A 23,056-nucleotide genomic window follows, 5' to 3' on the forward strand; every position below is an offset into this window, starting at 1 on the left:
TCAATTATTTTACCAAACAAAATCAAATGATTATAAGAAATATGAGCATCCCTTGCCCGCGTTTCGACAACTTGGCACGCCGATTGAAATAGGAGAGACGTAACGCAGAAGAAGGATCACCCCCATGGCAAACAAGTCGCTGTTTGCAAGCATCGTCGGCAAGCTGGTCCCGGCGACCAACGCCCGGAACCACGAGGGAGCGCCGGCCTATGAGCTGACGCCCAAGGCGGCGCTGGCCCAGTTGGCGGTGACGGGAACCTTCAACGGCACCTTCTATGCCGATGCCCGGACCCAGCTCACCGACGTGTTGGCGCTCGCCGCCGAGGTCGAGCCGGAGTATCTGGCCAAGGTTGCGGTTTACGCCGCCGAGTCCGGCTACATGAAGGACATGCCGGCCACCTTGCTGGCCTTGCTCTCCACGCTTCCGGGCGACGCGTTTTCCCGCGCCTTCCCGGCCATCGTGAAGAACGGCAAGATGCTGCGCACCTTCGTGCAGGTGATGCGCTCCGGCGCCATCGGCCGCAAGTCGCTGGGCTCGCGCCCGAAGCGCCTGGTGGAAGCCTGGCTGGAGACGGCTTCGGACGTCTCGATCATGCGGTCGAGCGTCGGCAACGATCCCTCGCTCGCCGACGTGATCCGGATGGTCCATCCGAAGCCGGCGACCGAGAGCCGCCGCGCGCTCTACGCCTACCTCATCGGCAAGCCCTACGACGTAGCGGCCTTGCCGGCGGTGGCGGCCGAGTTCGAGGCGTTCAAGCGGGATCCGTCCGGATCGGTGCCCAACGTGCCGTTCCAGATGCTGACCTCGCTGGATCTGTCGCCGCGCCAGCAGATGGAGATCGCGCGGCAGTCCGGTTGGCAGATGCTGCGGCAGAACCTCAACACCTTCGAGAGGCAGCGCCTCTTCGCGGACGAGGGGTTCACCACGTGGCTGGCGTCCAGGCTCAGGGATGAAGAGGCTGTCCGCAAGGCGCGTGTCTTCCCCTACCAGATCATGGCGACCTACTCGGCGCTCGCCAAGGGAGTGCCCGCCGAGATCCGCGAGGCGTTGCAGGACGCGATGGAGATCGCGCTTCGCAACGTGCCGGATTTCGCCGGGAGGGTCGTGGTCTGCCCGGACGTCTCGGGATCGATGGCCTCGCCCGTGACGGGCTACCGTCAGGGCGCCACCACCAAGGTGCGCTGCATCGACGTGGCGGCGCTGGTGGCGGCGGCGGTTCTGAGGAAGAACCAGCGTGCCCGGGTGCTGCCCTTCGAGCAGACTGTCGTCAACGTGGCGCTCAACCCGCGCGACACGGTGCTGACCAACGCGGCGAAGCTGGCGGCGATCGGCGGCGGCGGAACCAACTGCTCGGCGCCGCTCGCCCGGCTCAACGGCGAGAAGGCGGCGGTCGATCTGGTCATCTTCGTCTCGGACAACGAGTCGTGGGTGGATCAGAGCGCCACGCGGGGAACGGCGATGATGGCGGAATGGCAGATGCTGAAGCGACGCAACCCGTCGGCCAAGCTCGTTGCCATCGACATCCAGCCCTACCGCACCAGCCAGGTGACGGACGGGGCGGACATCCTGAACATCGGTGGGTTCTCCGACCGGGTGTTCGAGGTGATCGCCGAGTTCGTCAGCGGCGCGGGACCGGATCGGTTCGTCAAGCGGATCGAGGCGGTCGACCTCTGAGAAAATGTCCGGCGGGCAACTGCCGGACGTTCCGGCCGGGCGCGGCCACAAGGCGAATGCAGACGAAACTACAGACTTGTAATCTCCGGGTCGCGGGTTCGAGCCCCGCCGGGTCCTCCATGTGCCCGTAGCTCAGCTGGTAGAGCAGGCGTTTCGTCGAACTTCGTCGCCTTGTGACCCCGCCCGGCGGGCCCAAGACACACCAACCAACGCGGCGAATGCCGGGTGAAACTACATGTTCCAACCTACTTCATGACCGTTTCACTCTACCCTCGTCGCCGCGACCGAAAGCGACACCCCCGGCGAATGCCGGATGGAACTACAGTCTCCACCGACGGAAAATCCTGCAGGGTTCGACTCCCTGCCTTGACGGCGCTCTCTGGCACGAGCGGGGATCCCGGGTTTCATCCACCCTCGTCGCCGGGGGCCATATCTGACGACAACTCCGGCGAATGCCGGATGGAACTACAGCTGCCATCCCAAGGGCATCCCTGCATGGGTTCGACTCCCTGCCTTAGCGGCGCTCTCTGGCACGAGCGGGGGATCCCGAGTTTCATCCACCTTCGTCGCCGGAGCCCTTTTTTGAAATGCCTGGCGAATGCCGGCGGGACTACAGGTAGAGCGTCCGGCAGCGATGCCGGAAGGCCGGATGTTCAAGTCATCCCCGAAGCCTGTCGAGGGCTTTGGTAGCTCAGCAACACCGTCTCGCCACTCTCGTCGCCGGGACCAAGACGAGAAACGGGCGATGACCCGAAACGAGGACACCATGACGCGCGTAATGAGTGGCCAGGACCTGATCGACGCCGGCCTGCCGCAGGGGCGCTGGTTCCGCCCGGCGCTGGACGATGCCAACCGGGTGCTGGACGCCGGCGGAACGGAAGCCGAAGCGCTGGCCGCCGCGCTTGTTCACCGGCCACCGCCGATCTTGCCGTTGCGTCCGGCGGGAGAACTGCCCTTTTTCACGAACATCGAGGCGGACGGCGCCGATGAGGAAATCAACGTCGCCGCCGTCGAACACAGCATGGCCCTGTTGATGCGCACCCCCGTGGTCAAGGCCGGCGCGGTGATGCCCGACGCCTGCCCCGCCGGACCGCCGGGGACCATCCCGGTCGGTGGCGTGGTAGCGTCGGAGGCCATTCATCCGGGCATGCACTCGGCCGATATCTGCTGCTCCATGGCGATCTCGGTGTTTGCCGACGTCGCGCCGAAGGATCTGCTCGATGCCGTCTATGCCGTGACCCATTTCGGCCCCGGCGGCCGGGCGCGCGGAGCGCAAGTTCGCCCGCCGGCCGACCTGATGGCCGCCATCGACGCCCATCCGCTGCTGACCGACCTGAAGAGCATGGCGATCGAGCATTTCGCCACCCAGGGCGACGGCAACCACTTCGCCTTCGTCGGCCAGATGAAGTCGACTGGCGAGACGGCGCTCGTCACCCATCACGGGTCGCGCGCGCCGGGGGCCAAGCTCTACGGAAAGGGCATGAAGATCGCCGAGAGGACGCGCGAGGCCCTGTCGCCGGAAACCCAGCCGCAGAGCGCCTGGATTCCGGCCGATACGGCGGAGGGCGACGCCTACTGGGATGCGTTGCAGCTGATCCGCGCCTGGACGAAGGCCAACCACTTCGCCATCCACGATCTGGCGGCGCAGCGCCTGGCGGCCAAGGTCGCCGACCGTTTCTGGAACGAACACAACTTCGTCTTCCGCAAGTCCGACGGCCTGTTCTACCACGCCAAGGGCGCGACGCCCGCCTTCTCGGGCTTTGCCGGCGATGCCACCGACCTGACGCTGATCCCGCTCAACATGGCGGAACCGGTGCTGATCGTGCGCGGCAACAATGCCGCCCATGGCCTCGGCTTCTCGCCGCATGGGGCCGGGCGCAACTTCTCGCGCACCCAGCACAAGCGCATGCAGGGCGCGCGGACCACCGCCGAGATCATGGCCGAGGAGACCGCCGGGCTCGACATCCGCTTCTTCAGCGGCACCCCGGACATTTCCGAGTTGCCGAGCGCCTACAAGAACGCCGACGCCGTCCGCGCCCAGATCGAGCGCTTTGGTCTGGCCGAGGTGGTCGACGAGGTGATCCCCTACGGCTCCATCATGGCCGGGGACTACAGCGCCGACGCCCCCTGGCGTCGCAAGAAGGCGGCGCGCTGACGGGCTTTCGGCCGGCCGCCGCAGCGACCGGCCAGTCAGCCTTCACCCCTTGCTCGGCGCGAGCAGCCTCAGCGCGTTCATGGTCACCAGAACCGTCGCGCCGGTGTCGGCCAGGATGGCGGGCCAGAGGCCGGTGATGCCGACGATGGTGGTGACAAGGAACACCGCCTTGAGGCCGATGGCGATGGTGATGTTCTGGCCGATGTTGGCCATGGTGCGCTTCGAAAGGGCGATCATGGCGGCGATGTCGGCGACGCGGCCGTGCAGGCTGGCGGCGTCGGCGGTTTCCAGCGCCACGTCGGTGCCGCCGCCCATGGCGATGCCGACGTCGGCGGCGGCCAGCGCCGGGGCGTCGTTGATGCCGTCGCCCACCTTGGCCACCTTGAGGCCCTGCGCCTTCAGTTCGCCGACGATACGCTGCTTGTCCTCGGGCATCAGTTCGGCCCGAACCTCGATGCCCAGCTGCCGGCCGATGGCCTCGGCGGTGCGGCGGTTGTCGCCGGTCAGCATCACCGTGCGGATGCCGTTGTCGGTCAGCGCCTTCAGGCCGGCCGCCGCGTCGGCGCGCGGCTCGTCGCGCATGGCGAGGATGCCGGCCACCGCGCCGCCCGCCACCAGCACCGACACGGTCTTGCCGTCGTCGTTGAAGGCGGCGATGCGCTGCGACTGTTCGTCGTCGAGTGCAACCCGCTCGCCGGCCGCCTTGGCCGAGGCCAGCAGGATCTCCGCGCCGTCGACAATGCCGGTCACGCCCTTGCCGCCCAGCGCCTTGGCGCCGTCGGCCGGCGGCACATCCGTGCCATCCTTGGCGGCGCGGTCGAGGATCGCCTTGGCGAGCGGATGGCTGGAGCCGGTCTCCAGCGCGGCGGCAAGACGGATCACCTCGGCCTCCGGCCGGCCATAGGCGACGACGTCGGTCACCACCGGCTTGCCTTCGGTCAGCGTGCCCGTCTTGTCGAGCGCGACGGCGGTCACCTTGCCGAAGCCTTCCAGCACGGCGCCGCCCTTCAAGAGCAGGCCGCGACGGGCGCCCGACGACAGCGAGGCGGCGATGGCGGCCGGCGTCGAGATGACCAGCGCGCAGGGGCAGCCGATCAGCAGGATGGCGAGGCCCTTGTAGATCCATTCGCCCCAGGCGCCGCCCATGAGCAGCGGCGGCACGATGGCCACCAGCGCGCCGACGGCGACGACGCCGGGCGTGTAGTAGCGCGAGAAGCGATCGATGAAGCGTTCGGTCGGCGCCTTGGATTCCTGCGCTTCTTCCACCAGCTTGATCACCCGGGCGATGGTGTTGTCGGCCGCCGCCGCCGTCACCTTGACGCGCAGCGCCGCCTCGCCGTTGACCGTGCCGGCGTAGACGCTGGCGCCCATGCCCTTCACCACAGGCGTGCTTTCGCCGGTCACCGGCGCCTCGTCGATCGAGCTCTCGCCCGAGACGATCTCGCCGTCGGCGGGAACGCGGTCGCCGGGGCGAACCAGGATGACGGCGCCGACGGCAAGGCTCTCGGCCGGCACCTCGGTGGTCTTGCCGCCCTCTTCGATGAGCGCCGTCTTCGGCACCAGACTGGAAAGCGACTGGATGCTGGCCCTGGCTCTGCCGGCCGCGACGCCTTCCAGGAGTTCGCCGATCAGGAACAGGAAGACGACCGTCGCCGCCTCCTCGCCGGCGCCGATGATCACCGCGCCGACGGCGGCGATGGTCATCAGCATCTCGATGGAAAAGGGCGTGCCGACCAGCGCCGCCATGATGGCGCGGCGGGCGATCGGCACCAGCCCCACCAGCATCGCCACCGCGAAGATCCATTCCTCATAGACCGGGAACAGGTGCCCGAGCCCCCAGGCGACGGCCAGCGCGAGGCCTGCCATGATGGTGAGCCGCCCCTTGGCCGATTTCCACCACGGCCCGGTCATCGGGCCATGGTCGTGACCGTGCAGGCCGGGAACCGCATCGGCGGCGTCGTGGGCATGGCTCCCGTGGTCGTGCGCCCCGTGGTCATGGTGGGCGTGGTCATGGTGGGCATGATCATGGCCGTGATGATTGTGGTGCTCGTGCCCCCCGTGATCGTGGGCATGATCGTGATCATCATCGTGGTGGCAGCAGCCGCAGGCCTTCTCTTCCGGCTCGGGCTTGGCGGCAGCCGTCAGTGGCGCGATCTGGTAGCCGAGGCTGGTGACGCGCTTGGCGATGGCCGGCGCCAGCGCTTCGTCGCCGTTGTGGTGCACGGTCATCGTGCCGGCGGTGACGGACACCGAAACGTCGGCGACGCCCGGCAGGCGGCGCACCGCCGTGTCGATCTTCTGCGCGCAGGAGGCGCAATCCATGCCGCCAACGCGGTACCGGTCCTGCTGGGTTGCCTCGGTCATGACTTCACTCCGACTCTCATGATCGAAGTGCTACAACCTCTAGCGACTATAGGAGCAAGACCCTTTTTTCATGAGGATCAGGACGACGGTCCGCTGGCGCCAACGACCGTCAGTCGCGCCGGCAGGTCCGGCGTGTAGGGGTCGGCGAGCGCCGCGTCGGGCTGGCTGACCGGCGTCTTTTCCGAGGTCATCTTGGAGAGCTTCTTGGCGCCCTTGTCCTGCAGGATGGCGCGGAAGGCCGGGTGCATGCCGCCGTCGACATAGCTCATGGCCGGCATGGCCGGGTTGGCGGCGGCGATGGCCGCGGCGGCGGCATCGTCCTTGGCGGCCTTGGCGGCGACGGCGGCCGCAAGCTCCGCGTCCACCTGAAGCGGCGGACAGGGCAGGAGCGGATCGGTCGAGGCGTCGACGTTGTCCGCGTTGAACACGTAGCGACCGCCGCAATAGCCGACGCGCGGCGCCTTGCGCGTCAGTTCGAAGACGTCGCTGCCTTCCTTGAGGTTGCGCCAGAAGGGCATGTTGGGGTTGTCGCGGTGCAGCGCCAGATTGGCCGGCGTCATGCGGAAAGGCAGAGCCTCCACCTGGAAGGCCGGCTGGCCGCCCCGGAAGGCCTCGCGCGCCACGGCGTAGATCTCGAAGGCCGCCTCGTCGGTCATCGCGTAGCAGCCGCGCGACGAACAGGCGCCGTGGATCATCAGATAGTTCCCCTCATAGCCGAGCGCCGCCTCGAGGCGGTTGGGGAAGCCGAGGTTGAAGGAGAGGTAATAGCGGCTGTCCGGGTTCATCTGGCGCCGGGCGATGGTGTAGAAGCCTTCCGGCGTCTGGCGATCGCCTTCCACCTTCTTCGGCCCCAGCTTTCCCGACCAGCGACAGATGGGATAGGTCTTCAGGAGCGCATAGCGGCCGGTGCGATCCATCTTCCACAGTTCGAGCTCGCTCTCCTGCTTGAACACGCGGATCAGGATGGGCGAGGCGGCGCCCAGCCCCTTGGCGTTCATCTCCGACACCAGCTTGCCAGGGATCGGCCGCTCCGACCGCTTGAGGTCGTCGCCGAACAGCGCGCAGCCCGAAAGGGCCGCCGTGGTGAGAAGAACAAACGCGACCGAACGCAAATTCACCGAACAAGCCTTTCCTGAGGGCGGGCTTTTCCCCGCGCCCGTCGCGGATGCGCTAACGCATCCGCCCATGATTTGGCAACCGTCCCTGCCCCGGCGCGGGGCGGGCCGGCGACCGGTTGATCAGGCCGCCTCGCACGGCCGGATGCGGTCGAGCGCCTCGGCCATGTCCTCGGCGGCGGCCGAAAGATCGTATTTCGACTGCATGGTCATGAACCACTGCGGATCGAAGGCAAGGTAGCGGCCGAGCCTCAGCGCGATGCTGGCCGACATGGCCTGCCGACCATTGCAGATCTTGGCCATCAGACTGCTGGAAACGCCGATCGCCTCGGCCAGCGCGGGGATGGAGAGCCCCATCGGCTTGAGAAACTCGTCCCGGAGGGCGATCCCGGGATGCAGCGACATGTCGCGTGGCATGGTCGTGGCCTCCTCAATGGTCGTCGATGACGGGAAAGGCGCTCAGACCTTCAAGCTGGCGCGGATAGCCTCGGCGATCTTCTCGGAACGGGTGACGCCGGCCGCCCTTGCGGCGCGGTCGAGCGCGGCGAGCAGATGCTCGTTGAGCGTGATCTGCACCGGCACCGGCTTGCCGGGCATCTCCACCGGCACGGCGGCGATGATCGCCTCGTGAAGCTCCTGCGTGCGGCGGATGTCGTCCAGCGTGCGCAGGATCGGCATCTTGTGCTCGTCGAGGTTCTTCACATGGGCGGCCAGCGCCACGGCAGCCCGGGCGATCGCATCGTTGAGGTTGGTGGCCGCCGAATGGCAATCGGGAAAGTCCGGGAAGGACACGCCAAAACTGCGGTTGTCTTCTTCGTGAATGAGCGCGACGGCGTAGGCCATATGAGCCTCCTGGCTCGGATGCTGCGACGAAAGGGAGTGTCCCCCGAGGGGAAGGCGTCCGGCACGAGGAACCATTCGATGAAGGCTCCCTCGCGAGCCGAGGGCCACGGGCCGATCACGGTGCGCCAAGCATCGGCCCGAGACGGCTGACGGTCGCAAAAGATGGTAAACGAAATCTTAACATGAGACGCGTTATCACTTATTACTGCGAAGCATCCCCTGCTGTCTTCTCGGTTGCCGTCTCCCTTCCCCAACGCCCCGCCGCCCTCAGCACCAGCGCCACATGCGCGCGGGCGATGGCCTGGAGCTCCGGCCGGGGCGTGCCGGCCCGCGCCCTCAGCGCAAGGCTGTGCTGGAGCGCCGCCAGCATGGCCGCGAGGCCCCGGACGTCGGCGCCGGGGGCGATCTCGCCGGCCTCGGCCGCCATGGTCATCCGCTTGAGGAACTGGGCGTCGGTCCGGCCCACGGCGGCCGAAAGCTCCGCCCCGATTTCCGGATCGGCGGCCGCCTCGCCGGAAATGACGCTCAGCACCGGGCAACCGAGCGGTTCGCCCTCCTTCGACACATAGGCGGCGACGATCTCCTCGAAATAGGCTTCGAGACCCTTGTCGAGCGACGGCTCCTCGAACAGGGCGCGCCGCCGCCGCTCGGCCGACTCGTCGGCATACTGGCGAACCGCCTTGCGATAGATCTCCAGCTTGTTGCCGAAGGCGGCGTAGAGGCTCGGCCGCGCCATCTTCGTGGCGTCCGACAGATGGTCCAGCGAGGTGGCGGTGTAGCCGCGCCGCTGGAACTCGCCGAGCGCCGCCGTCAGCGCTTCCTCGGGATCATAGGCGCGGGGACGCCCACGGGCGGGTTTGGCTGTCATTTTGTACCACTTCGCAAAAAATTAATCGACGCTCCATTTTATGCGACCTAGTATGAAAATGTGAGAGGAAAAATGGAGAGCAACAATGGCTGACAAAATCAGAATTGGCATCAATGGTTTCGGCCGTATCGGCCGCATGGTTTTCCGCGCTGCCAGGGAGCGGAGCGATCTGGAAGTGGTCGCCGTCAACGACCTCTTGCCCATCGACCACCTCGCCTATCTCCTGAAATACGACAGCGTGCACGGCGCCTTCCCCGGCAAGGTGGAGACGGCGGCCGGCGCCCTCGTGGTTGACGGCCGAGAGATCACCGCCTTCGAGGAGAAGGACCCCGCCGCCATCGCCTGGGCCGATGCCGGCGTCGATCTGGTGATCGAGTCGACCGGGCGCTTTCTCACCCTCGACAGCACCGAGGGGCACCTCAAGGCGGGCGCGAAGAAGGTGGTGATATCGGGCCCGCCCACCGACAACACGCCGGTGTTCGTCCTGGGCGTCAACGCCGACGCCTATGCCGGCGAGACCATCGTCTCCAACGCCTCCTGCACCACCAACTGCGTGGCGCCGCTGGCCAAGCTGATGGACGACCTCTACGGCCTCGAAGAAGCGCTGATGCTGACTGTCCACGCGGTCACCGCCAGTCAGAACCCCGTCGACGGCGTGGCCCGCAAGGACTGGCGCTTCGGGCGCGGCATCCTCAACAACATCATCCCCGCCACCACCGGCGCGGCGCGCATGGTCGGCAAGGTCATTCCCAAGCTGAACGGCCGGATCAACGGCATGGCCGTGCGCGTGCCGGTGGCCGACGTGTCGATGGTCGACCTCACCTGCCGCCTCGGCACCAAGGTCTCCTACGCCGAGATCTGCGAAGCGATCCGCAGCGCCTCGGCCGGCGCCTATCGCGGCATCCTCGAGTATTGCGACGAACCGGTCGTCTCCACCGACCTCAGGGGCAACGCCCACTCGTCCATCTTCGACGCCAAGGCCGGCATGCAGACCTCCGAGGGCCTGACCAAGCTGATCGCCTGGTACGACAACGAGTGGGGCTACTCCTGCCGCTGCCTCGATCTGGCCGCGCACATGATGCGGTAGGACACGGCGAGCATGGGGGCACACCCCCATGCTCCCATCAGGGGGGCTTTCAGCGCCGCCCCCTGGGCCGATCGAGAACCATGTTGAGCGTCCGGTCGGCGATCCGCACGTCCACCCGCACGCCCCAGTCGAAGGCCAGAAAGTCCTGCTCGATGCCATCGGCGAAGATCACCCCGCCCGTGTCGATGCGCGAGACGATCCTCAGCTCGGCGCCACTGGCAATCTCGCCCTGGCGCAGCTTGCAGCCGGATGTGCGGCTCGGCCACGGCTCGCGCGACAGGAAGACGGCGCGCGGATCCGTGGCGCCGATGGTGGCCGCGCTGCCGGTGGCCGTCAGGATCGAGCGCGCCCAGCCCGACAGCCCGGTGCCGGTGGAGACGATGACCCCCGACGACGACTGGAACTCCTCCTCGCCGCCATGCTCGAGAACGTAGCGGGCCGATTGGTGCGAGCGATGGCCGAGAAACAACTCGTTCAGCGCCGTGAGGCGGGTGCCCTCCGAGCTTTTCGCCTCGACCATGGTGCGCGCCTCGGTGGGGGCATCGTTGCCCTCGACCGACGCCAGCAGCCGGTCGAGCCCGTCGAGGGTGTGGCGGGTCAGGATGCCCTCGCTGCGGGCCGGATCGAGCGCGACGCCGATCACCGGCTGCCCGGCGAGATACTTGGCGAGGTTGGCCACCAGCCCGTCCTGGCCCAGCGCCACGACGATGTCGTTGGCGGTGAACAGGAACCGGTCGAGATCCTCGCGCTGGACCTCGGCAAGCGACCAGTCGGCCGGCACCTTGCGCTTGGCCTCGGCGATGGCGCGCACCTGCTGGACGTGCCGCGCCTCCACCTCCACGATCCGCTGGCCACGGGTGGAGAGGAAGAACTCCGCCTGCCCGCGCGTCGCGTGGGCGGCCAGCAACGCCTCATACTCGCTTTGCCGGGTGACCAGCACGACGCGGGGCGCCAGGGTGGTCATGACCGGACCTCGCGCGGCCCCATCAAGCCACGCAGTTGCTGGGTGAGGCTGGCCAGCATGTCCGGCGTCACGTTCAGCGTGTCGATGTGGTCGAGCTTGCCGGCGAACTCCTGCGCGGCCAGCGCCAGCAGCACCTCGGGGGACAGCCCGGCGTAGGCGCCCATGCGCATCCGCTCCATTTCCGCCGCCGCCTGTTCGACAAGGCGGATGCGGCCGGCCTCGGCCTCGGCGGCCAGACGGACCGCTTCGGCGGCGCTGGTGGCGGCGATGCGCTCGGCCGCCGCCCTCGCCTCGGCTTCGGCGCGGGCGTTGGCATCCTCGCGGGCGATCAGCTCCTGACGGCGGGCCGCCAGCTCCACCTTGTTGGCCAGCTCGTTCTCGGCGATGGCGCGTTCCTTCTCCACCGCCAGGGCGCGGCGGGCGAAGGTGGCCTCGTCGGCCTTCTGCTGCAGGCTTTCGAAGGTGGGAACCTGCAGCGCCCGGGCCAGCTCGGACGACGGCGTCAGGGCCGCCACGCGAACCGAGACGATGGACAGCCCCATCTCCGGCAGGGTCTGGTCGGCGGCAAAGCCGGCGGTGATCGCCGCCTGCAGCGGCGCCAGGCCCTTTTCCAGCAGCTCCCGCACGCCGGACGCCTTCAGGTAGCCGTCGGCATATTCGCGCGCCAGCCCGGTGATGAAGCCGACGATGGAGTCCACCGGCTTGGCCAGCAGTGCCCCGGTCTTCAGGTCGATGGTGAAATCGACGCGTTCGCCCAGCTTTTCCGGCTCCTTGACGCGCCAGCTGATGGTGCCCTGCACCGCAAGGTCCTGATAGTCGGAGGACTGGCCCTTCACCATGAAGTTCATGGTGCGGTCGTCCATGGGGATCTCGGTGATCGAAGCGCCATCGGGGGCGAACCAGAAGGCAAGACCGCGCCCGGAAAGGTGGCGCTGGCCGCGCTTGAAATACTGGATATGCGCCGAAGCGTCGGCCCTGAGGTGACGGACCATCGGGTAGCTCTTGATCTGCGCCATGACGATTACTCCTGTTCGGCAATGCGTTCGTAAAGTTCGGCCGGGCGAAAGGCGCCGCCCGTTTCGTGAAGGCCGGTGGGCCGGATCAGCCCCCGGTCGAGAATCTTGCGGCGGAAAGCCGGCTTGGCGAGGTGGCATCCGAGGATGGCCTCGTGCACTTCCTGCACCTCGCGCAGGGTGAAACGCTCCGGCAGCAGCGCGTAGCCGATGGCGGTGTAATCGAGCTTGCCGCGCAGCCGCTTGATCACCTCGCCAAGGATGATGGCGTGATCGAACGCGAGCGACAGGGCGCCGTCCGGCCCCGACACGGTGAGCGGACCGCCGGCGGACGGCATCTCCACCCGCGCCAGCAGCCGTTCGGGGGCAGGCGCCAGGGCGGCGAGGGCTTTTGCCGGCACCAGCGCCAGATAGGTGACGCTGACCACCCGGCCGCGCGGATCGCGATCGAGGGCGCCGAAGGTGGCGAGCTGTTCGAAATGGGCCTTCTCGACGCTGGCCTTGTCGCGCAGCACGCGGGCGACGGTGGCCTCAAGCGTCTGGTCGATATGGACGAAGCCGCCCGGCAGCGCCCACTCGCCGCCCACCTCGGCCGCGTCGGGCCGCCGCACCAGAAGCACCTTCACCACGCCCTCGTCCACGGTAAGGATCGCAAGATCCACCGCCAGGGCGGGCTGGGGATAGTCGGTGAGCGGGCGGGCGGTCATGGCGAACTCCTGTAATATTCATTGTAGTTATATCTTCAATGGATATATGTCAAGCCCTGCCAATACTGGGCAAGCCGCCCTTAGGAACAAGACAGCGCCGAGAGCCCGCTCAGATCTGGATAAGCCTCTTGAGACGCCTCTGGCGCACAAGATGATGGTTCGCGATCGGCAACATCAGCCTTGGCGGACGGTCGAAACCTGGACTTCGTTCACTCTGGCAAGCCCGGGATGGGCCGCCAGATACTCATCAAGTCGAACATCTTCCCCATAGCGAACTTGCTCGTCCAGGATGTCGTAATCCGCGCCAATCTCCCGGCGCAAAAGCGCTAGCAACCTGTCGATACTCGCATTGAACCGATCGCAGAGGGCCTGTGTCCAAAGGCTTGGATCGAGCGGATACAGGGGGTTGAGATAGCCAGAGTGCTCGAAATCCAGTTGATCGCGCAAATCCTGCGCCCTCTCGGACAGCACGACGCCGCCAGGCCTGCTCACTCGCCCTTCAAGATCAAGACACACTGCATCGACAGGCCCTACGCCGAGCCGATCACGCGTGGCAGCGTCACCTGCCCAAAGCCCCCCCCCCCCCCGCGCCGTAATCGAAGAAAAACCTGAGAACGCCTTTCGCCATGTCAAAATCGTAGCAGCTTTGCGACAGGCAGGGAACGAGTACAAACGGGAAGTGCCGCGCGAGACTGTGCGAACGGCCCGCCAAGCTGATGCCTCCATATGACAGCACATATGACAATAAAGACCCCAGGGCCGTCTGCCTGACCGAGAACCTTTCTCAGGTAAAGTGGCCATAAAATGGGAGAACTGGTCACAGTCACCGCATGCTCGGAACAGACACCAATGAAATAATACTGCCAAATTTCGGCAGCATGTAGGTTTATCGCCTCTCCTGCAATTTCAGGAGACAGGCAAATGTATATCGTCATGGGCGCAACCGGGAATGTTGGCGGCGCGGTCGCCGACGCGCTGCTGGCCAGGGGAGAGGCGGTGACCGTGTTGGTCCGCGCGCCCGAGCGGGCAGCCATCTGGCGCGACAGGGGCGCCCGGATCGTCAAGGCGGACGCCGAGGACCCCGCCTCGCTGAAGGCAGCCTTTGCCAGCGGCAAGCGGGCCTTTCTGCTCAATCCGCCGGCCGCGCCCTCCGGAGACACCGACCGCATGGAACGCCGGACGATCGCCAACGTTTTGGCGGCGCTCGAAGGTTCGGGGCTGGAAAAGGTCGTCGCTGCCTCGACCTATGGCGCCCAGTCCGGCGAGGGCATCGGCGACCTGTCGACGCTGTGGGAGCTGGAGGAAGGCTTGCGCCGACAGTCCATTCCAGCGGCGATCAACCGGGGCGGCTACTACATGACCAACTGGACCGGCCTCGCCGAAATCGTCCGCCAATCCGGCCGGCTGCCGAGCATGTATCCGGCCGACACGCCCATCCCCACGGTGTCGCCGCGCGACCTTGGCGAGGCGGCCGCCGACCGGCTGGTCAGCCCTCTCGATGACGTTGGCGTCGTCTATGTCGAAGGGCCGCAGCTCTACACGCCGCAGGACGTGGCCGATGCCTTCAGCGCCGCTCTCGGCCGGGAGATCGGGCTCGACGTGACGGAAAACGGCCAATGGGAAGCGGCCTTCAAGGGCTTCGGCTTCTCCGACGAGGCAGCTCGCAGCTACGCCAGAATGACGGCAGCGATCCTGGACGGCAACTTCGACCGACAAGCAGCGCCCCGCCGTGGCAAGGTGACGCTTGCCGATTTCATCTCGTCAGCCCTTGCGCGATGAGCATGGGAGATAGGTGGGATGCCAATCCCGTAGATCGTCAACTCAGGCCCTGAGGCTGGCGCGCACCGCCTCGGCGATCTTGCCCGACCGGGTAGCGCCGCTTGCCCTCACCGAGCGATCGAGGGCGGCCAGCAGGTGCTCGTCCATGGTGATTTGCACCCTGACCGATCGTCCGGGCAGGTCGACCGGCACAGCCGCGAGGAGCGCGCCGTCGACATCCTCCGTCCGGCGGATGGCTTCGGCCGAACGAAGCACGGGAAGCGCCTCGCCATCCTCGACCATGCCTTCGACATGGAAGGCCAGCGCCATGGCGCCGCGCGCAATCGCGTCGTCAAGGCTGTCCGCCGTGGAAACGCAGCCAGGGAAATCGGGAAAGGAAATGCCGAAAACGCCGTCTTCCTCATGAATGAGCGCAACGACATGGGTCATATCAGGCTCCTTGCCTCACGGGTGAGCTCACCATTCCCAGCCGGCTTGCGAGTAGATCGACTTCAGCGTGCCGGTCGGTATGTCCCGCGTGCCGGTGTCGATCGTCACTCGTCCAGGTCGAGCCGGATGCTTGTACTGGACATGATCGCCAGGGCCTTTGCGAACAACGACCCAGCCATCCTGAGCGAGGCGCCTTTCGACATCTCTGCGCCGATTGCTGTGCTCGCTACGGCCCATTATGCGCCCCTGTCTCGCGCTGTATTTATACACACACCGCGTTGGAATCAAGCGGACGGTGTAGTTATGTGTATAGACCGCTTTTCGAACGGGACGGCAAGCCCCATCCTCTCCCGTCGCCCCGTGGCGGGCCGGACGCACGCCCGGCCCGCCTGCGCTTTCACTTGACGCCCGCGATCAGGGCCGCAGCTCCTTGCCGCCGTGGGAGATCAGCAGCTTGGCGATGTCTTCGTTGCGGTTTGCCTTGGCGCGCACCAGCGGCGAGTAGCCCTCGAAGTCCAGGGCGTTGACGTCGGCGCCGTTGTCGACAAGGAACTTGGCGAGTTCGAGATTGCCGACCATCGAGACCAGATGCAGCGGCGTGAAGCCTTCGAGAACGGCGTTGATCGAGGCAGGGTCCTGCTTCATCTCCGCGATGGCCTTGTCGTTTTCGCCCGACCAGATCAGGTCCTTGAGCTCGGCGCTGGCGGCGAAGGCGGGGCCAGACAGGCTGACGGCGATCAGAAAGGCGGAAATCAGTCTCATTGCTTTCTCCAATGGGCGCCCCGCCGAACCTCTGGCCGGGCACATGCCGCACGGTTTGGTCTTGGCCCCGTGAACGCCCCTGCGCGGGAACCGTCGGCTTCGCTTCGTCAATGGGGCGACAGCACGGCCTGCCCTGGAGCACCCGCCCTGCCTTGCATCGGCCCGCTCGGAGAGCCCGTCTCCGCGTCGCGGACCGATGGCTCCCGATCTCTCAGAACGACCTTTTCCGAAGCTGTCGCTCGGGAATCGCCCCGCACGGGCCGGACAACGCCAAGGAGAGGTTGCGATTCTCCCCCGGCGGTTGTCTTCTGCATCATCGGCAGGGCATCTTGCAAGGCATCCGGCCGGCCGATCCCCATCAGTCGGACCGAGCGGCGATCCGGCGCCGATCGCGGCTGTCGGTCTCTGCGGACGTCCCTTCCCGGTCGCACAGCTTCGACCAGCCCCGCGCCACCAGCATCAGCCCCTGCCCGAGGAAGATGCCCGAGAACAGGCCGCGCAGAAGGGCGAAGACCACTTTCGTTCCGATGGCCGCCGCCGTCGCCGGATCGATCGCCGTCATCACGCCCTCGACATAGCGGACGCTGAAGATCGCCAGGATCAGGCCGAGCGAGGACCAGCCGCCCAGCAGCAGGATAGTGGCCGGCGGGCCGGCTTCGACGGAAATGGGCCGGCGCGCGGCAATGAGGGCGCCAACGCCGAGTCCGACCGCCAGCGCCGGCAGCCAGGCCGCCTCAACGATCGGCGAGGTTTCGACCGATCCGCTGCCGACCGACAGCACCATCAGGATGGCCGGCAGCAACGCCGGCTTCCACAAGCCGACGCGGCGAGGCCGCGACGCGAGAACACCCCGGTAAACGAGAAAGGCCAGCAGCAGCCAAACCCATGCCGGCGTTCCAATCACCACCGACGCCATGCTAGAAATCGTCATCTGAGGACCTTCGCATCTTGAGGAAGACGCCGTCGGCCAACCCGATCGGCACAAGCGTCTTCCGCCGTCCCGGGCAGGGATGCCAGCGGTCCTGCGCAAACGGAGACGGGGGCTTCGTGGACGGCAGCAACGTGCAACTCGCGCTTCGCCGATGGCGCGCCATCGTCGGATCCGCCATGTTTCGGGCCATCGTGCTCGCGGCCACGGCGATCACCACGGCGAGCGGCATCTCCAGCGGCGACAGCTGGCGCGACACGCTCGGCGCGCTGGCGATCAACGGCGTCGAAGCCTTCTCCAGCGCGGCGCTGGCGACCCTTCTCATCCTGCTGGTCGAGCCGCGCCTCAGCTTCATCGCCCACACCGGTCCACGCTACGCGCTCGCCGGCATCGCCGCCTCGCCGGCGGTGCTGATCGTGGTTCTCGCAATCGAGGTGTTACTGCGTCAGGCCGACCCGACCGCGACCTATGTCGGCCGCGTCGCGATAACCGTGCTGGTCAGCGTCGCGGCGATCGCCACCGTGGCCGGCCTCGCGGCGCGTGGCGACAGACGCCAACCAACGGAGACGCCCGCCGCCGAACCGGCGAAGACCTGCGCCTTCCTGCGCCGTCTGCCGCCCCGGCTGGGAACCGATCTGACCCGCGTTTCCGTCTACGATCACTATGTCGAGGCGCACACCCGGCGCGGCCACGAGTTGATCCTGATCCGCTTTTCCGACGCCCTCGCCGAGCTCGAAGGCGGCGATGGCCTTCAGATCCACCGCTCGCACTGGGTGGCGAACGGCGCCGTCAGGTGCCTCATGCGCAGCGAAAGCCGGTCATTGCTGGTGGAGCTCGACGACGGCACCCGCCTGCCCGTCAGCCGCTCGCGAGAAGCGGCGGTGCGGGCCGCCGGCTTTCCGCTGGAAAAGGCCGACGAAAGCGCCTGATCCGGAACGGACAGGAACGAGAACCGCGCGCTCAGTCCTTGGCCAGGTAGTAGCTCAGGAACACCTCGAGCCCGTTGTCGACGATGCGGATGGCCTCCTCGGGCGACGGCCTGAGCTCCGCGCCGAACAGCGACTTCTTCATGACCTCCGCGGTGCAGAGGGCGATGAAGTGATGGGCGGCGACGGTGGGGTCGCAGGGCCTCAGGCGACCATCGGCCACGGCTTCGCCGAACACCTCGGTCAGCCGCGTCGTGCCGCGCTCGGCGCCGGCCCGGAAGAACAGGGCGCCGACGGCGGGGAACTTCTCCACCGCGCCCACCACCATGCGGATGGTCGACATGTGGGTCTCGCCGGTGAGCAGCTCGTTGAAGCTGATGGCGAAGGCCCGGAGGTTGTCGCGGAAGCTTTCGGCCGTCGGCTGGAAGGCGTCGAGCGCGGCGGCCAGTTCCTGCTTCTCGTCGGCGATCAGCTGCTCGAACAGCTCGTCCTTGTTGGTGAAGTAGACGTAGAGCGTGCCCTTGGACACGCCGGCCGCCTTGGCGATGGCGTCCATCGAGGCGCCCTCGTAACCCTTGGCGCGGAACACCTCGCGGGCCCCGTCGAGGATCTGCCGCCGCTTCTCGCTGTCGTGCCCTTCCGCGCCGGCTACCGAGCCGCCGGGTTGCGCCGCTACCTTGCTCATCCACCCCTGCCCTCGCGGCGCTGATTCCGCCCGCGCTGTTCATTGTCGGCATTTGCCGCCCGAGGGCCAGCCTGCCTTTTGGCGATCGCCGTTCACGGAAATCCGGCGCCACGATCACATTTTGCTGAGACTGCCCATGAAAGGGACAAATCGTCAACCAAGCGCCAATACTGCGATTGACCGAACGGTTCGGTCATGAGATAACACTTTCGACGTATAGGAACAACACCTAAGACTTTAGTCGCAGGATACTTTGATCCTGCGCCGTCCGCACAACGGACAGATGGAGATTTCAATGGCCAAGCGCGAAGCGAACGCCGCTCACGAGAGCGACGGCTCGGAAGCCACTGTCACTCAGATCCGCCCGGCCGCGGAGGCTGCGCACAAGCCCGTTGGCGAGGCGCCTCACCACGCCGCCGCGACGCAGCCCCCGAAGACCGCGGAGCCGAAGAAGAAGAGCAACGTGACGGGCCGACTCGTCCTCGTCGCCCTCCTCGGCGCCGCCGCCTGGTTCGGCGGCAAGGCCGGCTATGCCTGGTGGATCGATGGCCGCTTCCTGGTTTCCACCGACGACGCCTATGTCGCCGCCGACATCACCACCCTGGCCGCCAAGGCCTCCGGCTACGTGACCGAGGTGATGGTGGCCGACAATCAGCTGGTGAAGAAGGGCGACGTTCTCGCCCGCGTCGACAGCGGCGACTACGCGCTGGCCGTCGCCCAGGCCCAGAACGCGCTCGTCGGCAACCGCGCCACCATAGCCCGCATCGACAAGCAGATCGCCGCCGGCGAGGCCCAGGTCGCTCAGGCCAAGGCGGGCGTCGCCTCCGCCGAAGCCACGCTGGAATCCAAGGACATCGACTTCACCCGCCAGTCGACGCTGGTGAACAACAAGGTGTCGGCCCAGTCGCAGCTCGACGACGCCCGCACCGCCCGCGATGCCGCCCGCGCCTCGCTGGCCTCGGCCGAGGCAGCCGTCGCCGTCGCTGAGGCCAACATCGAAGTGCTGAAGGCCCAGAAGGTCGAGGCGGAAGCCACCGGCAAGAGCCTTCAGACCGCCCTCGACAAGGCCAACCGCGACCTGTCCTTCACCGAGATCCGCGCGCCCGTCGACGGCGTCATCGGCAACAAGGCCTTCGAGGTCGGCACCTACGTGACGCCCGGCCAGCAGCTGGCCTCGCTGGTCGCCACCGGCAGCGCCCACATCGAAGCCAACTACAAGGAAACCCAGCTGGCCGAGCTGGTTCCCGGCGAGACCGTGCGCATCACCGTCGACGCCCTCGGCGAGGAGGAGACCATCCTCGGCAAGGTCGAGAGCCTGTCGCCGGCCACCGGCTCGGTGTTCAGCCTGCTGCCGGCCAACAACGCCACCGGCAACTTCACCAAGGTGGTGCAGCGCCTGCCGGTGCGCATCTCGGTGCCCGACGACGTGGCGCTGAGCGGCAAGCTCCGCCCCGGCCTCTCCGTGGTGGTCGCCGCCGATCCGCGCACCGCGCCGACGGACACCCAGACGGCCGCCGTCGCTCCGGCCAACTAATATCCCGCGCGACCGGTCCTCCGGGGATCGGTCGCGCTCTCGCCCTGATCCGACCGACTTGCGCGCGGGTGCTTCCCGCCGCGCCCTCGGCCGATAGAGCTTTCGGTCTCACGCAACTCCGGACGCAAAACCGGTATCCACTTTTGCTGGAGTTGCTCTCGTTTCTGCTCTCACGCAACTCCAGACGCAAAACCGGTATCCACTTTTGCTGGAGTTGCTCTCGTTTCTGCTCTCACGCAACTCCGGACGCAAAACCGGTATCCACTTTTGCTGGAGTTGCTCCTAACCGGTCACGTCCATGTCCGCCATTGCCACGGCCGATGCCGGCCCCACCTTCACGACGCGCCGCCTGTTCACCTTCATCTGCATGGTGTTCGGCATGTTCATGGCGATCCTGGACATCCAGATCGTCTCGGCGTCGCTATCGGAGATCCAGGCCGGCCTTGGCGCCGCCAATGACGAGATCTCCTGGGTCCAGACCTCCTATCTGATCGCCGAAGTGATCATGATCCCGCTGTCGGGCTACCTGTCGCGCATGATCTCGACGCGCTGGATGTTCGTCATCGCCGCCGGCGGCTTCACCTTCGCCTCGATGATGTGCGCCTTCGCCTCCTCGATCAACGAGATGATCCTGTGGCGCGCCGTGCAGGGCTTCATCGGCGGCGGCATGATCCCCACCGTGTTCGCCTCGGCCTACACCATCTTCCCGCGCAGCAAGATGGGGCTGGTGACGCCGATCATCGGTCTCGTCGCCACGCTGGCGCCGACCATCGGGCCCACGGCCGGCGGCTACCTTACCGAGATCTTCTCCTGGCACTGGCTGTTCCTGGTCAACATCATCCCCGGCGTCTTCGTCACCGTGACCAGCTACTTCCTGATCGACTTCGACGAGCCGGACTTCAGCCTGTTCAAGGTGTTCGACTGGTGGGGCCTTGCCGCCATGGCGGCCTTCCTCGGCTCGATGGAATACGTGCTGGAGGAAGGCCCCAGCAAGGACTGGCTGGCCGACGAGCGCATCGCCATCCTCACCGGCGTCATGGTGATCGGCGGCATCGTGTTCTTCTTCCGCGCACTGACGCGCGCCAACCCGATCGTCGACCTCAAGGCCTTCGCCAACCGCAACTTCGCCTTCGGCAGCGCCTTCTCCTTCTGCCTCGGCATCGGCCTTTATGGCCTCACCTACCTCTATCCGGTGTACCTCGCGCGCATTCGCGGCTTCTCGGCCTTGCAGATCGGCGAGACCATGTTCGTCTCCGGCGTCGCCATGCTCTTGACCGCCCCCTTCGCCGGCCGTCTCTCCACCAAGCTCGACCCGCGCGTCATGATGGGCATCGGCTTTGCCGGCATCGCCGTCGCCACCTGGCTCTCGACCGGCTTCACCGCCGACTGGGACTTCTGGGAGCTGTTCTGGCCGCAGGTGTTCCGCGGCGTGTTCATGATGATCTGCATGATCCCCATCAACAACATCGCGCTCGGCACCCTGCCGCCGGCCGAGATGAAGAACGCCTCGGGCCTGTTCAACCTCACCCGCAACCTTGGCGGCGCCGTCGGCCTGGCCCTGATCAACCAGATCATGACCAACCGCACCGACCTGCACTTCGACCGGCTGCGCGAGGCGGTGAACATCACCAGCTCCACCGCCATGGCGACGATTGCCGGCATGGAACGCAGCCTGTCGGAACTGGGCAGCAACGCCCACACCGCCGCCATCTCCCGCCTCACCGGCCTCGCTCAACAGCAGTCCACGGTGATGGCCTTCAACGACATCTTCCTGATCCTGACGGTGCTGTTCGTCGTGCTGCTGATCGCCCTGCCCATGGTCAAGAAGCCCGCCGCGCAAGGCGGTGGCGGCGGCGGGCATTGAGGGGGCGGAGGCAGGCTTTCCTCAGGCCTTCTTGGCGTGCTTCTTCAAGAGGGCAAGACGCCTTTGCTCGGCTGTCAGCCCCTGTTGATCGAAGTCGGCGAACATGCGTTCGGAACTGGGGCTAAGTTTGATCCCCTCGACCGCGCTGATCTTGTTGAACGCCGACCGACCCAGCACGATTGTGCTGCTGGCGATGCGGGAGGATGGTTTGGCGGCGGACCGTTTCATGAACACATCCTACCATGGAACGGATGCCTTCCAGCTCCCTCATGTCCTCAGCCAGCTGCGTCGTAGAAGGCGGGGCGGTCGCCGGGGGTGACGGGCACCGTGTCGCCGCTCTTCAGCGCCTTCAGCGCCGCTTCGGCGGTCAGCGAGGCGACATAGCCGTCCCAGGCCGAGGAGCCCTGGAAGCGCCCGCCGTTCAACGCCACCACGAAGTCGCGCAGCTGGCAGCGATAGGCCTCGGCGAAGCGGCCGACCCAGTCGCCCTCCACCGCATGGCCATCAAGGCCGGTCAGCCGTCGCCGTGTCGGCGGGTGAGGATCGAGGCTGAGCGTGCCCTCCTCGCACACCAGCTCGCCCTGCACGTCGTAGCCATACTGGGCGTCGAGGAAGGCCTCCACCGATACCACCACCCCGCTTGCCGTCTCCAGGATCATCATCAGCGGCTGGCGGTTCGGCGCCTTGCGCGACGGGCGCGCCCGCACCACCCGGACGCGCGCATGGTCCTCGCCGAGCACGAAGCGGGAAATGTCGATCTCGTGGACGCAGGAGTTGGCCAGCACCAGATCGGACGTCACATAGTCCGGCCCGACGGCGTTGCGGTGGATGCAATGGAGAAACAGCGGGTTGCCGAGCGTGCCGGCCGTCACGGCGGCGCGCATCGCCCGATAGCCGGGGTCGAAGCGGCGCATGAAACCGACCTGCACCAGTTGCCGTCCGCCGGCCACCTCGGCATCGACGATGCCCCTGGCCTCGTCGAGGCTGGTCGCCATCGGCTTTTCGCACAGGACCGGCTTGCCAAGCGCGATGGCGGCCCGCGTCAACGGCGCATGCGTCGCATCGGGCGAAGCGATGATGACGGCGTCGACGGCCGGATCGGCAATCAGCTGGCCGGGGTCGGCGTGGATCTTGCAGCCATCGGCCGCCACCCGTTCCGCCCTGCCCCGATCCTTGTCGTGAACCGCCACCAGCTCCGCGCCGGCAATATCGCTCCGCAGGATGCGGGCGTGATCGGCCCCCATGATACCACAGCCGACGAGGCCGAAACGAACCGCCATGTCAAATCCTCCCAACGCTTCTTTTGTCGCGACGAGACCGGCTTCCTCCAAGCCCGCCCAGCGCCGGTTGAACGGCCG

23 protein-coding genes are annotated in these 23,056 nt (G+C 66.8%); 7 read left to right on the forward strand and 16 right to left on the reverse strand.

Translation table 11 applies throughout. The annotated features are described in order from the left end of the window. Window positions 1-124 precede the first annotated feature (124 nt). Window positions 125-1,675, forward strand: a complete 1,551-nt coding sequence (locus tag M4J40_RS06275) for an RNA-binding protein (RefSeq protein ID WP_251752956.1) — start codon at window positions 125-127, stop codon at window positions 1,673-1,675. A 778-nt stretch (window positions 1,676-2,453) separates the two neighbouring features. Beyond that, window positions 2,454-3,830 carry an RtcB family protein gene (locus M4J40_RS06280; RefSeq protein WP_251753193.1) on the forward strand — a complete coding sequence of 459 codons (1,377 nt, stop codon included), beginning with the start codon at window positions 2,454-2,456 and terminating at the stop codon, window positions 3,828-3,830. Window positions 3,831-3,872: 42 nt separating this feature from the next. Here the strand turns inward: M4J40_RS06280 and M4J40_RS06285 are convergent, their stop codons facing one another. From M4J40_RS06285 to M4J40_RS06305, 5 genes are all read right to left on the reverse strand, one after another. Beyond that, window positions 3,873-6,194: a heavy metal translocating P-type ATPase gene (locus M4J40_RS06285; RefSeq protein WP_251752958.1), complete on the reverse strand. Its 2,322-nt coding sequence runs from the start codon at window positions 6,192-6,194 to the stop codon at window positions 3,873-3,875. A gap of 77 nt (window positions 6,195-6,271) precedes the next feature. Further along, complete coding sequence (locus M4J40_RS06290; RefSeq protein WP_251752960.1) at window positions 6,272-7,312, reverse strand: L,D-transpeptidase family protein; 1,041 nt, start codon at window positions 7,310-7,312, stop codon at window positions 6,272-6,274. 120 nt (window positions 7,313-7,432) lie between these two features. Then, window positions 7,433-7,726 carry a HigA family addiction module antitoxin gene (locus M4J40_RS06295; protein ID WP_251752961.1) on the reverse strand — a complete coding sequence of 98 codons (294 nt, stop codon included), beginning with the start codon at window positions 7,724-7,726 and terminating at the stop codon, window positions 7,433-7,435. A gap of 42 nt (window positions 7,727-7,768) precedes the next feature. Beyond that, window positions 7,769-8,152, reverse strand: a complete 384-nt coding sequence (locus M4J40_RS06300; protein ID WP_251752963.1) for a type II toxin-antitoxin system HicB family antitoxin — start codon at window positions 8,150-8,152, stop codon at window positions 7,769-7,771. A 202-nt stretch (window positions 8,153-8,354) separates the two neighbouring features. After that, on the reverse strand, window positions 8,355-9,020 hold the full coding sequence (locus M4J40_RS06305) for a TetR/AcrR family transcriptional regulator (protein ID WP_251752965.1): 666 nt from the start codon (window positions 9,018-9,020) through the stop codon (window positions 8,355-8,357). Between the two features lie 85 nt (window positions 9,021-9,105). Between M4J40_RS06305 and gap the strand changes: the two genes are divergently transcribed. Continuing rightward, window positions 9,106-10,107: a type I glyceraldehyde-3-phosphate dehydrogenase gene (gene gap, locus M4J40_RS06310; protein ID WP_251752967.1), complete on the forward strand. Its 1,002-nt coding sequence runs from the start codon at window positions 9,106-9,108 to the stop codon at window positions 10,105-10,107. 49 nt (window positions 10,108-10,156) lie between these two features. Here gap and M4J40_RS06315 read toward each other — a convergent pair whose 3' ends face one another. The 4 genes from M4J40_RS06315 to M4J40_RS06330 all read right to left on the reverse strand — a co-directional run bounded on the left by M4J40_RS06315 (window position 10,157) and on the right by M4J40_RS06330 (window position 13,283). Continuing rightward, window positions 10,157-11,071, reverse strand: coding sequence for a hypothetical protein (locus tag M4J40_RS06315; RefSeq protein ID WP_251752968.1), 915 nt, complete (start codon window positions 11,069-11,071; stop codon window positions 10,157-10,159). Continuing rightward, window positions 11,068-12,087, reverse strand: a complete 1,020-nt coding sequence (locus M4J40_RS06320) for an SPFH domain-containing protein (RefSeq protein WP_251752970.1) — start codon at window positions 12,085-12,087, stop codon at window positions 11,068-11,070. The genes M4J40_RS06315 and M4J40_RS06320 overlap by 4 nt, the downstream gene beginning before the upstream one ends. 5 nt (window positions 12,088-12,092) lie before the next feature. Next, complete coding sequence (locus M4J40_RS06325; protein WP_251752971.1) at window positions 12,093-12,791, reverse strand: NrtR DNA-binding winged helix domain-containing protein; 699 nt, start codon at window positions 12,789-12,791, stop codon at window positions 12,093-12,095. Between the two features lie 174 nt (window positions 12,792-12,965). After that, complete coding sequence (locus M4J40_RS06330) at window positions 12,966-13,283, reverse strand: hypothetical protein (RefSeq protein WP_251752972.1); 318 nt, start codon at window positions 13,281-13,283, stop codon at window positions 12,966-12,968. Window positions 13,284-13,712: 429 nt separating this feature from the next. Between M4J40_RS06330 and M4J40_RS06335 the strand changes: the two genes are divergently transcribed. Then, window positions 13,713-14,570 (forward strand): NmrA family NAD(P)-binding protein, encoded by an 858-nt coding sequence (locus M4J40_RS06335; protein WP_251752973.1) that lies wholly within the window; start codon window positions 13,713-13,715, stop codon window positions 14,568-14,570. Between the two features lie 42 nt (window positions 14,571-14,612). On the opposite strand, the gene M4J40_RS06340 is transcribed toward M4J40_RS06335, so the two are convergent. From M4J40_RS06340 to M4J40_RS06355, 4 genes are all read right to left on the reverse strand, one after another. Next, on the reverse strand, window positions 14,613-14,999 hold the full coding sequence (locus tag M4J40_RS06340) for a type II toxin-antitoxin system HicB family antitoxin (protein WP_251752974.1): 387 nt from the start codon (window positions 14,997-14,999) through the stop codon (window positions 14,613-14,615). Window positions 15,000-15,026: 27 nt separating this feature from the next. Next, window positions 15,027-15,236, reverse strand: coding sequence for a type II toxin-antitoxin system HicA family toxin (locus M4J40_RS06345; RefSeq protein WP_251752975.1), 210 nt, complete (start codon window positions 15,234-15,236; stop codon window positions 15,027-15,029). A 177-nt stretch (window positions 15,237-15,413) separates the two neighbouring features. Beyond that, window positions 15,414-15,761, reverse strand: coding sequence for an ankyrin repeat domain-containing protein (locus M4J40_RS06350; protein WP_251752976.1), 348 nt, complete (start codon window positions 15,759-15,761; stop codon window positions 15,414-15,416). 358 nt (window positions 15,762-16,119) lie between these two features. Continuing rightward, window positions 16,120-16,692 (reverse strand): DUF6622 family protein, encoded by a 573-nt coding sequence (locus tag M4J40_RS06355; RefSeq protein WP_251752977.1) that lies wholly within the window; start codon window positions 16,690-16,692, stop codon window positions 16,120-16,122. A 116-nt stretch (window positions 16,693-16,808) separates the two neighbouring features. On the opposite strand from M4J40_RS06355, the gene M4J40_RS06360 reads away from it, so the two are divergent. Beyond that, complete coding sequence (locus M4J40_RS06360) at window positions 16,809-17,618, forward strand: LytTR family DNA-binding domain-containing protein (protein WP_251752979.1); 810 nt, start codon at window positions 16,809-16,811, stop codon at window positions 17,616-17,618. A gap of 31 nt (window positions 17,619-17,649) precedes the next feature. Here the strand turns inward: M4J40_RS06360 and M4J40_RS06365 are convergent, their stop codons facing one another. Then, on the reverse strand, window positions 17,650-18,300 hold the full coding sequence (locus tag M4J40_RS06365) for a TetR/AcrR family transcriptional regulator (RefSeq protein ID WP_251752981.1): 651 nt from the start codon (window positions 18,298-18,300) through the stop codon (window positions 17,650-17,652). 295 nt (window positions 18,301-18,595) lie between these two features. On the opposite strand from M4J40_RS06365, the gene M4J40_RS06370 reads away from it, so the two are divergent. Beyond that, window positions 18,596-19,834 carry an HlyD family secretion protein gene (locus tag M4J40_RS06370; RefSeq protein WP_251752983.1) on the forward strand — a complete coding sequence of 413 codons (1,239 nt, stop codon included), beginning with the start codon at window positions 18,596-18,598 and terminating at the stop codon, window positions 19,832-19,834. A 298-nt stretch (window positions 19,835-20,132) separates the two neighbouring features. Continuing rightward, entirely contained in the window at window positions 20,133-21,698 is a 1,566-nt protein-coding gene (locus M4J40_RS06375) for a DHA2 family efflux MFS transporter permease subunit (protein ID WP_251752985.1), read from the forward strand. Window positions 21,699-21,719: 21 nt separating this feature from the next. Here the strand turns inward: M4J40_RS06375 and M4J40_RS06380 are convergent, their stop codons facing one another. Next, window positions 21,720-21,926 (reverse strand): hypothetical protein, encoded by a 207-nt coding sequence (locus tag M4J40_RS06380; protein WP_251752987.1) that lies wholly within the window; start codon window positions 21,924-21,926, stop codon window positions 21,720-21,722. A gap of 47 nt (window positions 21,927-21,973) precedes the next feature. Continuing rightward, the gene (locus M4J40_RS06385; protein WP_251752989.1) at window positions 21,974-22,978 is read right to left on the reverse strand and encodes a Gfo/Idh/MocA family protein; all 1,005 of its coding nucleotides are present in this window, start codon (window positions 22,976-22,978) and stop codon (window positions 21,974-21,976) included. Window positions 22,979-23,056: the final 78 nt, after the last annotated feature.

Source organism: Pleomorphomonas sp. JP5, from assembly GCF_023721815.1.
Taxonomy (GTDB): domain Bacteria; phylum Pseudomonadota; class Alphaproteobacteria; order Rhizobiales; family Pleomorphomonadaceae; genus Pleomorphomonas.

What these genes read in the sequence shown, in the direction of transcription:
- M4J40_RS06275 (WP_251752956.1), top strand. Translation starts at nt 125, where the DNA reads ATGGCAAACAAGTCGCTGTTTGCAAGCATCGTCGGCAAGCTGGTCCCG.
- M4J40_RS06280 (WP_251753193.1), top strand. Translation starts at nt 2,454, where the DNA reads ATGAGTGGCCAGGACCTGATCGACGCCGGCCTGCCGCAGGGGCGCTGG.
- M4J40_RS06285 (WP_251752958.1), bottom strand. Translation starts at nt 6,194, where the DNA reads ATGACCGAGGCAACCCAGCAGGACCGGTACCGCGTTGGCGGCATGGAT.
- M4J40_RS06295 (WP_251752961.1), bottom strand. Translation starts at nt 7,726, where the DNA reads ATGCCACGCGACATGTCGCTGCATCCCGGGATCGCCCTCCGGGACGAG.
- M4J40_RS06300 (WP_251752963.1), bottom strand. Translation starts at nt 8,152, where the DNA reads ATGGCCTACGCCGTCGCGCTCATTCACGAAGAAGACAACCGCAGTTTT.
- M4J40_RS06305 (WP_251752965.1), bottom strand. Translation starts at nt 9,020, where the DNA reads ATGACAGCCAAACCCGCCCGTGGGCGTCCCCGCGCCTATGATCCCGAG.
- gap (WP_251752967.1), top strand. Translation starts at nt 9,106, where the DNA reads ATGGCTGACAAAATCAGAATTGGCATCAATGGTTTCGGCCGTATCGGC.
- M4J40_RS06315 (WP_251752968.1), bottom strand. Translation starts at nt 11,071, where the DNA reads ATGACCACCCTGGCGCCCCGCGTCGTGCTGGTCACCCGGCAAAGCGAG.
- M4J40_RS06320 (WP_251752970.1), bottom strand. Translation starts at nt 12,087, where the DNA reads ATGGCGCAGATCAAGAGCTACCCGATGGTCCGTCACCTCAGGGCCGAC.
- M4J40_RS06325 (WP_251752971.1), bottom strand. Translation starts at nt 12,791, where the DNA reads ATGACCGCCCGCCCGCTCACCGACTATCCCCAGCCCGCCCTGGCGGTG.
- M4J40_RS06335 (WP_251752973.1), top strand. Translation starts at nt 13,713, where the DNA reads ATGTATATCGTCATGGGCGCAACCGGGAATGTTGGCGGCGCGGTCGCC.
- M4J40_RS06340 (WP_251752974.1), bottom strand. Translation starts at nt 14,999, where the DNA reads ATGACCCATGTCGTTGCGCTCATTCATGAGGAAGACGGCGTTTTCGGC.
- M4J40_RS06345 (WP_251752975.1), bottom strand. Translation starts at nt 15,236, where the DNA reads ATGGGCCGTAGCGAGCACAGCAATCGGCGCAGAGATGTCGAAAGGCGC.
- M4J40_RS06350 (WP_251752976.1), bottom strand. Translation starts at nt 15,761, where the DNA reads ATGAGACTGATTTCCGCCTTTCTGATCGCCGTCAGCCTGTCTGGCCCC.
- M4J40_RS06355 (WP_251752977.1), bottom strand. Translation starts at nt 16,692, where the DNA reads ATGACGATTTCTAGCATGGCGTCGGTGGTGATTGGAACGCCGGCATGG.
- M4J40_RS06365 (WP_251752981.1), bottom strand. Translation starts at nt 18,300, where the DNA reads ATGAGCAAGGTAGCGGCGCAACCCGGCGGCTCGGTAGCCGGCGCGGAA.
- M4J40_RS06370 (WP_251752983.1), top strand. Translation starts at nt 18,596, where the DNA reads ATGGCCAAGCGCGAAGCGAACGCCGCTCACGAGAGCGACGGCTCGGAA.
- M4J40_RS06375 (WP_251752985.1), top strand. Translation starts at nt 20,133, where the DNA reads ATGTCCGCCATTGCCACGGCCGATGCCGGCCCCACCTTCACGACGCGC.
- M4J40_RS06380 (WP_251752987.1), bottom strand. Translation starts at nt 21,926, where the DNA reads ATGAAACGGTCCGCCGCCAAACCATCCTCCCGCATCGCCAGCAGCACA.
- M4J40_RS06385 (WP_251752989.1), bottom strand. Translation starts at nt 22,978, where the DNA reads ATGGCGGTTCGTTTCGGCCTCGTCGGCTGTGGTATCATGGGGGCCGAT.